We start from the raw sequence: 12699 nt of genomic DNA, 5'->3' as shown, positions 1-12699 counted from the left end.
ATCGATATATCTCTGAATTCGTGCCTTTCGAACTTGACATTTTAGAGTTAATATACCCGTAAAAATATGTGCGAACGGGGAGTTTATCTAAATAATTTTCTAATATAGTTACAATAATCCCAAGTCCTAAATTTAAGTCAAGTTACTGGTTGCGTAAGTCCTAATAGAGATACCTTTGTCACGAAACTGAACGCTGCCGGTAATGCTCTCGTCTACTCCACGTATCTGGGTAGTTGGGATAATGATGAAGGGCAGGGAATCGCGGTGGATGCGATCGGGAATGTATACGTGACCGGAGCCACAAAGAGCACAGACTTCCCTACGACTCCCGGGGCTTATCAGACAAAATTAAGGGGAATGATGGATGCCTTTGTCACGAAGTGTAGTTTTCCTGCTGCTCCCACCATCACCTCCATCACTCCCACCTCCGGATATTACAACGCACCTGTGCAGGTAACCATTACGGGGACTAACTTTGCCAGCGGGACAAATACTGTTCGCCTTACCCGTTCAGGCCAGTCTGATATCACTGCTACAAATGTGAACCGTAATTCTGCGACTCAGATCACCTGCACCCTGCCGATCACCGGGAAAGCGGTGGGAGACTGGAACGTGGTGCTGACGACGGGAGGGCAGACGGTGACGAAGAGTAACGGGTTTACGGTTGCAGGAGCAGCACAGGACAGCATCGGAGTATTCCGTGGCCGAACCTGGTACCTGGACTATAACGGAAACGGAGTATGGAACGGACCATCAACAGATCGCCAATACACATTCGGTCTTGTCGGAGACGTTCCTGTATCAGGGGACTGGGATAAGGATGGCAGAACAAGTATTGGCGTATTCCGTTGGTCCACCCGGACGTGGTACCTGGACTATAATGGAAAGGGAGTGTGGAACGGACCATCTACTGATCGGCAGTATAAATTCGGACTGACCGGAGATATCCCGATCACCGGGAAATGGTCTGGAACCAGTGGAACTCCCTCGATACAGGCGGTAGAGGTGACTAACGTTACCAATCCAGAAACAGGTAATAAGGTGCCTGATGTGACAAAGCCAGTTGCCAAGGTTCCAAAAATTGAGATTCCAGTACAGAGTAATTCTGTCATACGTCCGGTGACTCCTGGAGCGGTACCATCCAATAAAAACCCAATAGTTTCTGGTGGTCTGGAATTTTCGGAAATCCTTAAAAGAAAATTTTCCTAAAAAATCCCTGTTTCCTTTGAGCGGCATTATCTTTATGGATTTATTTAATCACTTATCAATTCTCTGAGTAGATTCTCCCCATCCTCTTTCCCAAATAATGGGATCTCTTTGTCAATCGTCACAACCCTTCTTGTTGTCACCGTCTTCTCTCCCTTCTTCGGATTATACCCTTCCTTTTCTACAACGGTCCGGTACACCAGGATACCCCGCCGTTGCCAGGCAGGAGTCATGGCAAGATTTACTCCCCGCTGAAAACAGAATTCATGAAGCTCTGCTGCTTTCATCGCATGGAGCATGGATGCTGCTTCCTGTGAGGTATACCCTTCGTCTTTGAGTAATTTCTGGCTCCAGCCGTTCATGTGGTTTCGCCATGCCTCCTGTTGCCTCCAGGAGAGATAGGGCAGGACATGATCCGGAGTGACCGGGATGACTCGTGCATCAAATGAGACCGGCTCTTTGAGTTCTAATGCAATCGTAAGGCAACTTGAAGCAAAGGAAGCGAGAACCGAATCAATCTTTTCAATCCGCCCCAGGAAGAGGTTTTCAGTAAAATAGAGACTTATCTCATCTGAGAAGGTATACCCGAATACGGGGGAAAAGCCGGCATCAATAAGCAATCCTTTGGTAACAAAGGCCATGGCATCGGAGAATTTCTCATCAAAAGGTTCAGAAAAATTCAGTTTATCAGTAACCTGATGAAATGCCCGGCCATCAAGACGGACGATTATCGGAGAGAGGGTCCGTAGGTCTGCATAGATCTCCCTCTCTTTCATAGGTCAGGGTTAAAGTTCCCCTTCGTTTCTGAACATGTGCGGGATGTGCCTGATAACAATCACGTCAGATATACTTTTGACCAGCCGGTACGGGATTTTCACCCCTTTATGAGACTTGATCTCCATGACTTCAGGGTTCAGTTTTCCTACAGCAAGTGAATCAATTCTCTTTGAATCAATATCCAGGATAATATCATCAACCTCACCGATGAACATCCCGTTTTCAGAATAAATTTTTAGTCCGATCAGGTCAGTAATCTGATTCTTCATACTGCATTGACATTAATACCGGATAGATAAAAAATGTTACCTTATCATTTCCGGATTTGATGAAAAATCATCTGTGGGATACGAGCATCTGATGAAACACGTTTCCAAACATATATTATGATCATATAGGAATATTCCGTTATGGTGCACATACCCGGTTATGTAATTGGGACCATTTTGGTTCTCTGTCTTGTTTTTTCTGGATTTCCTGCTCTGGCAGAGAATAGCCTTTTTGGATCATACATTGTTACTGAGATCAGGGATGAAGCCGGTGCCCTATTCAAACATTCAGATCTGTCAAGAATTACTGCGACAATTGATGGTTTGAATATATCCGGTAGCGCAGGATGTAATCAGTACAAGGCAGCGATTACTATGAAAGACGGGGCCATTACCATCTCTGCCCCTGCAGCCACTCTCAAGTACTGTCAGCCTGAAGTAATGAAAGAAGAGTCACAGTATCTGAAAAATCTTGAAAAGATTGTCCATTACAAGATAATTGATGATAATCTTCTCTTATTTGACGCGGAAAATCACCCCATCATCTCATTTACCAGAAGTGAGGAGAAGGAATCTATACCATTCCCCTATGACACTCCATTCATTCTTACCAGAATCTTGAGGGACGATCAGTTGAAGTATGCTTTTCTTGCCCTGAAAACCCTGATTGAATTCCATCCGGATGGGACCTTTATCGGTAACGGCGGATGTAACGAATTCTCAGGAACCTATAACCTGACGGCGAACACCATCACCTTTGATCCGGTGACCGTTACAAAGAAGGCATGTAATAAGAGCAGATTAAACCAGGAGCAAGCCCTGTTGGATATTATCAAGGGAACGCTCGGCTATGAGATCAGAAATGATCAGCTGATCCTTTTGAATGATGCCGGGGGAATGGTTGCTGAGTGGAAAGAGTACGATACTCCGTAAAAAATTTCTCATTTTTTGTATCATTCCGATAATTTTTCGATAGCTATACTGGTTCCGAGTGTCATATATATCAGGTAATATGGATGGCTCATTTAAAATCGGCCGGCTCTTTGGTATTCCAGTCCTGATTCATTTTACCTTTCTTCTGATTATTCCGTTATTTGCCTGGGTAATCGGGTCAGATATTGAATTTACGGTTGATATGGTCAGAAATGCCTTTCATGTGAGTATTGATGACCGGTATATTCTATCCGGATTTATCCCCTATCTTCTTGGAGCCACCGTTGCAATTGGACTTTTTATCGGGGTGTTTATTCATGAACTGGCCCATTCACTTATCGCTCTCCGCTCCGGGATCCGGATTGACAGTATCACTCTTCTGTTCTTTGGTGGGGTAGCAGCAATAGAAGAGCAGGAGCCTGAGCCAGGAACAGAACTGGTCATGGCACTGGCAGGGCCGCTCACGAGTCTGGCTATCGGTCTTATATCAGGGGTTTTAGTTTACGTTGTTCAGGTGTTTGTTCGTTCATCAGCAGAGGCCGGTGTTCTTATCTATATATTCGGGTATCTTTCGATTCTGAACATCCTGCTGTTTGCATTTAATCTCCTCCCGGCTTTTCCCATGGATGGCGGACGGGTTCTCCGTGCCTATCTGGCAACCCGAATGCCTCTTTATAAGGCCACCTCCATAGCATCGTCGGTCGGGAAGGGATTTGCAGTACTATTCGGTCTTGTCGGACTGATCCTCTTCTCACCCATACTCATTCTGATTGCTTTCTTCATCTATATCGGAGCCGGACAGGAATCAATGGTGACCAGATATAACTTCCTTTTAAAAGATGTTACTGTCGGGCAGATCATGTCCCGTCCGGTTGTGGAAGTGCCGCCGCGGATGCCGCTATCTGAAGTACTGGCCTTGATGTACCAGACAAAACATCTGGGATTTCCGGTCACAGAGCTCGGCCATCTGGTTGGCATCATCACCCTGACTGATCTTGCCCGGACACCGGTGCTTGACCGGGATGCCATGCAGGTTCGTGATGTTATGTCAAGGGACGTTGTTGTCCTTCCGCCTCATGCACCGGTTATGGATGCTCTCCGGATCATGACCCGGCAGGATATTGGGAGGATTCCTGTTATGGCAGAAGAGAAGATCATCGGGATTGTCACAAAGTCAGATATCTTTACGGTGATTGAGCTTCGGGAAGTGTAAGGTCCAGCATGCCATCCGGCAGAGAAGTGCCGGTCACTTGTGCAAACTCCTTCTCTGATCTGAACGGTCGTTTTGCGAGCAGTTGAACCATTCCCTTTTTCGAGAGGCCTGGGATCCATCTGAGTGCTTTGTGAGGGAGGGTGTTGATTGGAACCGGACAGGGGAGAGCCGTCAGGGAACGCATGCCATGGTCAACGACTACCACATCAAGAACTGTACGGACAGGCAGGGGAAGAGGAATCCCAACAAGGATCGGATATGATCCCATCTGTCTTCCAAAAGACACTTCTCCTTCTTCTTCAATGATAACCGACCGGAGGATGGTGAATGGGGGGAAGACCTTTCGAAGCATGGGAAGATCAAAATTCTTCCGTGTCCATTTTTTAAATGAATGAAAAGCCTTGTCAGGAACTGGAAGAGTATTATACCTACTTGCTTTTGTCCCTTCACATGGCATGAGCTGGCGGATGTTCACCCTCCGGATAAGATATCCCTTCTGCAGAATTTTTTCAAGAAATTCCCGGTTCAGGGTGTAGGTATTCAGGCTTTCTCCTGCAAGACCTGCTATAAAGTTAAGGCCAGGTAAGAGTTCTGGCATTCCATCCCTTCTCATGCTCCCCACCTCATGCACTATCCGTATTGCTTCCATCACCATATCGGGGGTTGCCTTGAGATTATTCTCCTCGATGACAACCGGATCTGCAGTCTCCATGCCAAAAGCTGCAATGTCTCCCGGGGTGTGATGCCTGATTATAGCAGATAATGCTTCACATGCTTCTTTTGGGTGCCGTGCTATTGTGCCCGGATTGACGTTATCGATATGAAGGGTTTTCAGGGAAGGAGCAGACGCCCTGACTGATGAAAAAAGTTCTTCTATCAGGTCTGGTTTTGGGATAGGGAATTCTCCTTCTCCTGCCTGCCAGGTTAGGATATCCGGTTGCCGGCCAATTCTGAAATGAACTGCACCGGCGTGTGCAAGGGCAGATATCTCGTTTTTTATCCCCTGAAGAGATCGGTACTGTGGTTTTCCATAGAGTGGTTCAGTGCAAAAGCTGCAGCCACCAGAAACTTCCCTGCTGCATCCCCGTGCGGTCTCGATCTCACACATCACATGGGGATAACTGGGATGCTGGAGGATAATGCAGGCACCTTGTTCTGCCCAGGGATCTTCTTTCTTATATGAGAAGGGAGCAGACGGGATATTTCCTGAAAACCATTTGTCAAGTGCACCGGCCGGCGATCCATGCAGAAGAGTATCTACATGGAAATCTCCTTTCCTAAGTGCAGCCTGACCTCCGGCAGATCCTGCCCCGAAGAGAATAGGGCCGCCTAGAAAGGTATGCGGGTTTGAGAGGGCTGATCCGACCTGTTCTATCTCTTGCCAGGTTGCTGGTGTGCCACCGAGATACTTCCCCGGAACGGTCATCCCGGCGATTATGACGACGTACTGTGCAGTATGAGCCGCCCGGAGCAGGCCTGGGTCAGATCTGATCTGATCAATAGTGTGATAGGTGACCGGGATTTCACGGGAGAGAAATACTCCTGCGACGGTTCGTATATAGGGGGAGATGTAGGGAGGAACGCCAAGGCATGCCGGTTCATCGACATACCCGTCGATTATCCATGCTTCAGAGCTCATGACCACAGAGGGAGAGGAGTTTTCTGGCCCATTGGAGTTTTCCTTTCTTCATAGGGGTGACCATGGGATCATCAAGGTCAAACCCGACGAGTTTTACGTCTGATGCCTGCATCTCATACGCAAAGTACACAGCCCGGTCACCATCGGTAAATCCGCCAAAGTTGTAGACATGGTCAAAGGGCTTTCCCTGGGTGGTCAGAACCAGCGGCCCTTTCATCCGGGGGACCCATGTCTGGATTCGGGGAATATTGTCTCCATGGGCATGCACTACCAGAATTGTCCCTTTCCTGTTCAGGGTAACTGCCTCATCCTCAATCCCGTCAAGATCGGTGACGATGACATCAGGCGTGATTCCATGTTGTATCAGGACGCCGGAGGCTGCATCTGCAGCGATGATCACTCCGGAAATTGCATCCAGTTCCTGTGAAAGAGTTGGTGCATTCCCGCAGATCGTAACCGGTTTTCCTGCAATACGGGATTTTAAAAGATCTGTTGCATCCTGTGTTGTGAGGCTTGCAAGAATGTGTGCAGCCCGGTCATCTTCAGCCGGATCGAAAGAGAAATACTCGCAAATCTCCTGGTACACCGGTTCCCAGTCTTCATACTTCACTCTCCTCATCCTCCAGAAGACCGACGAGGCGGTAAAAGTTCTGTAAAACGGGGTCTATTACCAGATGCAGAAGCTCTTCCTTCTCCCTGACGTGAGCAAAGACATGGAGTGGAATACTTGCAGCAGCCATGGTGGCATGACCTCCCGCATCACCGACTTCTGAGAACGCTTCACTCATGACATTGCCAAGGTTCAGTCTGAGATCCCGGTTCCGGCCTGACATGATGATCGCTTCATCAGTAATTCCATAGACGAGCGCGGTACTGATTCCTTCGAGGTTGATGAGGAGATCCGCGGCCTGGGGAAGGGCATCACGGTTTCTGACATACCCGACATTCGAGAACAGGTACCCGTTCCTCGTTTTTCTGTTCCTGATTGCTGCCCCGATAATATCCATGGTCTCATGGGAGTACTGGGGGGACATGATCTTTTCCAGAAGATCAGCATCGCTAAACTCAAGGAGGAAAGCTGCATATTCTAGATCACTGGGTGAGACATTTCGTCTGAACTGTTTTGTATCAGCCCTGATGCCGTAGAGGAGTGCCGTTGCAACCTTCTCGTCTGGTTCAATATTCAGTTCCTTGATATATTCGGTTAAAATGGTCGCACAGGCACCCACATTCTGCCTGATATCGACAAAATGAACCCTTTCAATATGAGAGATATCTTCCTGGTGATGGTCAATGATGATATCAACCGGCATGGAGTGGATAAGACCATTATTGGCTCCAGGTCCCTTGCTGTCCACCAGAGCGATATGAGTGCAGTCATTGAGTGTCTCTGGTTTTAATTTCTCCATCCTGATATCAAGCAGGTTCACCAGTGTCCGGTTCTCCTGGTGGCCGATGATGCCATCATAGATGATCCTGGTTTCCAGATTCTGGTTTGCCCGTTTTGCGATCGCTGCAAGAGCCATGGCACTGGCGATCGCATCAGGGTCCGGGTTGGTATGCGTCACAATACCAAAGATACCAGACCAGGAGGCAAGCAGGTTAAAGAGGTCACGGGAAAGGTGGTGCTTTTCAAGCCGGTGTAAGTGTTCTATAGCAGCCCGTGCAACTACATGCTGAGGGTAGAGGACAAGGTCCGCGCCCTCCTGCATCAGGAGTTTTTCATTGATTGGATCCTGCGCACGTGCAACGATATGGACGCGTGGATATTTTTTTCTGACTGTTTTCAGACCGGTAATATTTGCTTCATGATTATCGCTGACCACAAAGGCGATATCAAAATGGTCTATTCCCTGCAGCATGTCAGGATCGGTAAGATCGCGAAGAAAAGCTTCAATCTTCTGCTCCCTTAGTTCCTGAACACGTTCAGGATTGCTATCCATACAGAGCAGTCTGCCACCTTCCTTTTTTAGTTCTTCAAGGATCAGATATCCTACACTCCCACACCCGCAAATGAGATAGGTTCTGATCCCCGGTGACGCTGCCGGGCTGAATCCAGGCATATTCAGGTATAGGTTGGATTATAGAGGTATAAAGGGACGTAAGAAAACTATATATGTGGGCTAAACCAACATGTTATGGCACAACGGGTCTGTAGCTTAGTCGGTAGAGCGGCGGACTCTTAATCCGCAGGCCAGGGGTTCGAGTCCCTTCAGGCCCGCTCGTTGTTTCCTTTTTTGCAATTGTTTCAATCGATTATTTAATGTTCTCATTCATAAAATTCTCTGATGACTGGTGAAGAACCAGAATACGTGGAAGTAACCTGCCAGCACTGTGAAGGAGCCGGATGTTGTTTTTGCAACACAAAAGGAATGGTTACAGTGAAATGGCCTGAAAAGATGTGTCGCCATTGTAACGGAGTCGGGTGCATATACTGCGGATATACCGGCTGGGGTGGTCTGAAAGGGAAATTTGATTAATTTTTGTGTGGATTACTGATCATTCCAAGGGTGACTGTGGATATTGGGGGGATATGAAGTCAATTTTCAGACCGAATCCGGAACGGATGAGACTTAAAGGGGATTTAAAAGGTCTCTTGCGGTTACTGGACGGGAAAAATGATACTGCATTACGTATAGAGGCGATATTAGCGCTCGGCCGGATGAAAACTCCGGTTGCGGTTGAAGAACTTATCAGACTTTTTCAGGACCCGGAGTATGGGATCAGGAATGCTGCATCTCATGCGCTTGTCCAAATTGGATCTGATGCTATAACTCCGCAGATTCGGGCTTTGTCAGTATCTGATGAACAGACCGCGAGGATGATTCATACCACCCTTACCGCGATGGGTGAGGATGCAGCCAGGGAGATAGTAAAAAATATCACCTCACTTCAGGGTATCGGATATGAACGAGCAGGATATATCCTGAATTCAATGGGTACACGAATTATTCCTGTTCTCATTGATGCCTACGGGACGCAGGATCAGACGACGATCAGGTTCATCGAGGGTCTGTTTGAGTCATTTGGCAGATCAGCAATCCAGCCGTTGATCAAGGGGCTGAATCATGATCATGAAGAAGTCAGAGCCCGGATATCTGCATATCTTATCATTCTGGGAGACCAGGTTGTCGGAGATCTCCTTACATCATGCGGTCAGGATGAGGAATGGCTGCGTGACCTGAAATTTTACATCATCAGTGAGATAGGAAAGCCGGCACTCGATCCCCTTTATCAGGCGCTTAAAGATCCAAATCCGGTTACTTCTTCAATGGCACAAAAGGCATTCCTTGAGTTTGGAGAATCGGCAATTGTACCTCTGATCTCCGGTCTTTATGATCAGGACCCTGAAGTCAGGAAGGTATCAGAAAATGCCCTGACCAGGATTGGAGAGCCTGTTATCCCCCACCTGCTTGAGGAGATGGCTGTACGCCGTGATACTGATCGCGAACCGATCATCTCTGTTATCCAGCATATCGGTGAACCTGCTATCCCGTACCTTATCGGGAATCTGATTCGGTCGAAGGGTGAGCGTTCAAAACAGATGGTTCAGATACTATCCCGAATGGGAGCGGTCACCATTCCCTATCTTATCAACTCTGTCAGGGAGCAGTCAGATACGTCCGGAATAAAAGAGGCAATTCTCTCGATGGGGCGTATTGCATTCCCCTTTTTGGAAGAGGCATCTGAGCGGGAGCGGGGAAAAACTTCTGTATTTGCAATCGATCTTCTCAGACAGATTGATCCGGTCAGATCCATTGAGCCGATGATTACTGCTCTGTATCATACTGACCGGGAGGTCAGGGAGACCGCTCTTGATAACCTGGTCGCTTCAGGTGAGATTGCGATCCCCAGGCTTATTCAGGTTCTTGGTTCTGGTGATGAAGAGGCGGTCGAACTTGCAAAGATTGCTCTCATGAAGAATGGAGAACTGGCAATCCCCCATCTTGTGGATTCGCTGTCAGATCCTATGGGTGCCAATCATGCTCTAGTCCTTGAGATTCTTCGTGAGAACGAGACTGCTGCTCTTCCGTACCTTATCCCGTTCATGGCACCGGGAAAGGACGGTCATGACGAGGCGATGACACTCATTCGTGAGATTGGTGCAGATGCAACCGTTCCTCTTCTGCAGGCACTTTCAGGTTCAGGGCCGGAACTGGCAAGGGAGATAACGTCGTATCTGTCAGAGTTATTCAGTCAGGATCCCCGGAAATTTATCATGCGTCTCTTTTCCGGTCAGATACCGGACACCGACCTGATGTACGAACTGGTGCATACCTCACCTGACATTGTCATTCCGGAGCTTATCGATATTTTTCAGGGAGATGACGGGTCCCGGGCCCTTATTGCAGGAGATCTCTTGTCCCGGTTTGGAAAGGATGCTATTCCACCGTTTATTGACGCCCTCCGGAGTGAAACTGATGATGACCGGAAGCTTGAGATAACGAGTTTCCTGATTCGAATCGGAGAAGATGCCATTCCTGACCTGGTAGCAAGGCTTGGCGACGAGGATATTGCTCCTTATGCCATGGCGGCATTAAGCGCGATTGGCGAACCTGCAGTGCCTGCTTTGCTGCCTTTGCTGAAAAGTCCTGACCTGATTGCACAGCAATATGCGATTCATGCTCTTACCAGGATTGGGACCCCGGCTGCTTCGGCGCTGATGACCCTGATGCAGGAAGATGAGAGTCTTGTGCCGTTGATCAGCCGTATACTGGCCGGAATGGGAGGCTCAGCCATGCCAGAACTCATTCAGGAACTTGAGACGCTGCAGGGATCAGGACAGGAGGGCAGCAGCAGAGGTATTGCGGTCATGTCGCTCATAACCGAGATAGCTCTATCAAACCGGGATGACCTCAGGCATCTCTTCTCCATTCAGAATCCTATACTCACAACGATGTTTGAGCGGATATTTATCAGTAAGGGTGAGCAGATCCTGCCTGCTCTTCTGGATGCCGTCATGTATGAACAGGCTGTACCCGACATGGCCGCAAATATCATCACCTCCATGCGACCACAGGCACAGACCGCCGTCACCAGGCTTTTAAAATCCATAGAACCAGGAGACAGGCGACGAATTGCCCTTTTAAAGGTGCTTGGTGTTCTGAAAGATCCGACATCTGCGCCTCTTCTGTATGAGGCATTGCAGGATCCGGATCATGAAATCAGGATGACTGCCATCAGGGAACTTGGAAAGTTTGGCAGGGAAGCTCTTGGACCACTGACCGATGCGATGCATGACCCAGACCCTCATGTTCGTGCAGCAGCGGTTGAATCACTGGGGGATATCGGACTTCCTGTCCTTGATCAGCTGATTACGGCATTAAAGGATCCGGATGGTTCAATCCGTGCTGCAGCACTCAAAGGGATATCCAAGATCGGCGAACCAGGCCAGTTTATGCTGGTTCAGACACTTGATGACAAAGACAGAAAAGTCAGAAATGCGGTGGCAAAGTTATTGGAAGAGAGCGGGTGGAAACCCAAGTATACGACTGACCGGCTAAGTTACCTCTTTGCTAAAGAGAAATTTGATGATCTCATCCGTATCGGACCTCCGAGTGTTGATACCCTTGCCAGGGGGCTTCATGATGATGACCCTGAAATCAGGGAACGATCACGGGATGCACTGGCTGTCATCAGGGATTCCATTCAGTCATAATAACAAAACATACTAGCAGAATGGAATTCCACAAGTAGGTACCGGAGGAGAACGCATACGTCCATGAATCACATCATCTCCATCCATGATCTGGACCGGGATCAGATCGACCGGCTATTGGCCAGGGCTGGAGAAGTAACCGCTGAATTTGCAGGTAAAGAACCGCTCAAAGGAAAAATACTCGGTCTCCTCTTTTTTGAACCCAGCACCAGGACACGGATGTCATTTGAATCTGCCATGCTGCGGCTTGGCGGGTCCTGTATGAACCTTGGTGGCGTGGAAGTAAGTTCCATGGCAAAAGGAGAGACCCTTGCCGACACTATCAGGGTTGTCAGCGGGTATGCTGATGCCATTGTACTCCGTCATCCCAAGGTCGGGGCAGCCAGGCTTGCCAGTGAGTTTTCAGAGATTCCGATCCTGAACGGAGGGGACGGCGCCGGACAACATCCCTCCCAGACCCTTATAGATCTCTATACCATCAGGCAGTCCATGCCCCTTGACAACATTCATATCGGCCTTATCGGGGACCTGATGTATGGTAGGACCACTCACTCCCTTGCCTATGCACTGACCCACTACAATGCGAGGATCCATACGATTGCACCAAAGGGACTTGGGCTTCCTGATTCCATTCATGATAATCTTGAGGAGCGTGGGGCCACCGTCATCGAACATGATTCGATTGAAGAGGTAATCAGCGACCTGGATGTGCTGTATGTGACCAGACTTCAGCGTGAGAGGTTCCCTGATCCTGCCAAGTTTTATGATGTATCGTCCAGTTACCGGATCACTCCCTCCCTTCTTACTGATGTAAAGGACCATCTTGCTATCCTGCATCCCTTACCGCGGGTTGATGAGATTGATCCCTCTGTTGACAGCCTTCCCTATGCCCGGTATTTTGAACAGGCAAGAAATGGCGTTCCGGTCAGGATGGCCATGCTCACCGAGGTTATGACATGACCGATGAAGAGCCGAAACGGACGTTGGTCATCAGCACCATCGA

11 protein-coding genes and 1 tRNA gene are annotated in these 12699 nt (G+C 48.5%); 7 read left to right on the top strand and 5 right to left on the bottom strand.

The features are described 5' to 3' along the window. Window positions 1-186: 186 nt before the first annotated feature. Window positions 187-1209, top strand: a complete 1023-nt coding sequence (locus LDL35_RS05065; protein ID WP_304020119.1) for an SBBP repeat-containing protein — start codon at window positions 187-189, stop codon at window positions 1207-1209. A 44-nt stretch (window positions 1210-1253) separates the two neighbouring features. Here the strand turns inward: LDL35_RS05065 and LDL35_RS05060 are convergent, their stop codons facing one another. After that, the gene (locus LDL35_RS05060) at window positions 1254-1982 is read right to left on the bottom strand and encodes a tRNA(His) guanylyltransferase Thg1 family protein (RefSeq protein ID WP_304020118.1); all 729 of its coding nucleotides are present in this window, start codon (window positions 1980-1982) and stop codon (window positions 1254-1256) included. 9 nt (window positions 1983-1991) lie between these two features. Then, window positions 1992-2252 (bottom strand): PRC-barrel domain-containing protein, encoded by a 261-nt coding sequence (locus LDL35_RS05055; RefSeq protein ID WP_304020116.1) that lies wholly within the window; start codon window positions 2250-2252, stop codon window positions 1992-1994. A gap of 141 nt (window positions 2253-2393) precedes the next feature. On the opposite strand from LDL35_RS05055, the gene LDL35_RS05050 reads away from it, so the two are divergent. Next, window positions 2394-3185: an META domain-containing protein gene (locus tag LDL35_RS05050; RefSeq protein ID WP_304020115.1), complete on the top strand. Its 792-nt coding sequence runs from the start codon at window positions 2394-2396 to the stop codon at window positions 3183-3185. A 79-nt stretch (window positions 3186-3264) separates the two neighbouring features. Continuing rightward, window positions 3265-4398, top strand: coding sequence for a CBS domain-containing protein (locus tag LDL35_RS05045; RefSeq protein ID WP_304020113.1), 1134 nt, complete (start codon window positions 3265-3267; stop codon window positions 4396-4398). Here the strand turns inward: LDL35_RS05045 and LDL35_RS05040 are convergent. The 3 genes from LDL35_RS05040 to LDL35_RS05030 are packed head-to-tail and all read right to left on the bottom strand — an operon-like array spanning window position 4370 to window position 8100. Continuing rightward, the gene (locus LDL35_RS05040; protein WP_304020111.1) at window positions 4370-6037 is read right to left on the bottom strand and encodes a radical SAM protein; all 1668 of its coding nucleotides are present in this window, start codon (window positions 6035-6037) and stop codon (window positions 4370-4372) included. The genes LDL35_RS05045 and LDL35_RS05040 overlap by 29 nt on opposite strands. After that, window positions 6027-6647 carry a 6-hydroxymethylpterin diphosphokinase MptE-like protein gene (locus LDL35_RS05035; RefSeq protein WP_304020110.1) on the bottom strand — a complete coding sequence of 207 codons (621 nt, stop codon included), beginning with the start codon at window positions 6645-6647 and terminating at the stop codon, window positions 6027-6029. Before LDL35_RS05035 ends, LDL35_RS05040 begins: the two co-directional genes overlap by 11 nt. Beyond that, entirely contained in the window at window positions 6637-8100 is a 1464-nt protein-coding gene (locus LDL35_RS05030) for a DHH family phosphoesterase (protein WP_304020108.1), read from the bottom strand. The genes LDL35_RS05035 and LDL35_RS05030 overlap by 11 nt, the downstream gene beginning before the upstream one ends. Window positions 8101-8185: 85 nt before the next feature. On the opposite strand from LDL35_RS05030, the gene LDL35_RS05025 reads away from it, so the two are divergent. From LDL35_RS05025 to pyrB, 4 genes are all read left to right on the top strand, one after another. Next, window positions 8186-8258 (top strand) — tRNA-Lys (locus tag LDL35_RS05025). A gap of 67 nt (window positions 8259-8325) precedes the next feature. After that, window positions 8326-8517 (top strand): hypothetical protein, encoded by a 192-nt coding sequence (locus tag LDL35_RS05020; protein ID WP_304020107.1) that lies wholly within the window; start codon window positions 8326-8328, stop codon window positions 8515-8517. 53 nt (window positions 8518-8570) lie between these two features. After that, the gene (locus tag LDL35_RS05015) at window positions 8571-11696 is read left to right on the top strand and encodes a HEAT repeat domain-containing protein (RefSeq protein ID WP_304020105.1); all 3126 of its coding nucleotides are present in this window, start codon (window positions 8571-8573) and stop codon (window positions 11694-11696) included. Between the two features lie 63 nt (window positions 11697-11759). Then, a complete protein-coding gene (gene pyrB, locus LDL35_RS05010; RefSeq protein ID WP_304020101.1) occupies window positions 11760-12656 on the top strand; it encodes an aspartate carbamoyltransferase in 897 nt (298 codons plus the stop codon). Window positions 12657-12699: the final 43 nt, after the last annotated feature.

Source organism: Methanospirillum hungatei, from assembly GCF_020216685.1.
Classification (GTDB): domain Archaea; phylum Halobacteriota; class Methanomicrobia; order Methanomicrobiales; family Methanospirillaceae; genus Methanospirillum; species Methanospirillum hungatei_B.
Note: the sequence above shows the minus strand (reverse complement) of the source record. Positions and strands in the feature narration are given on the sequence as shown.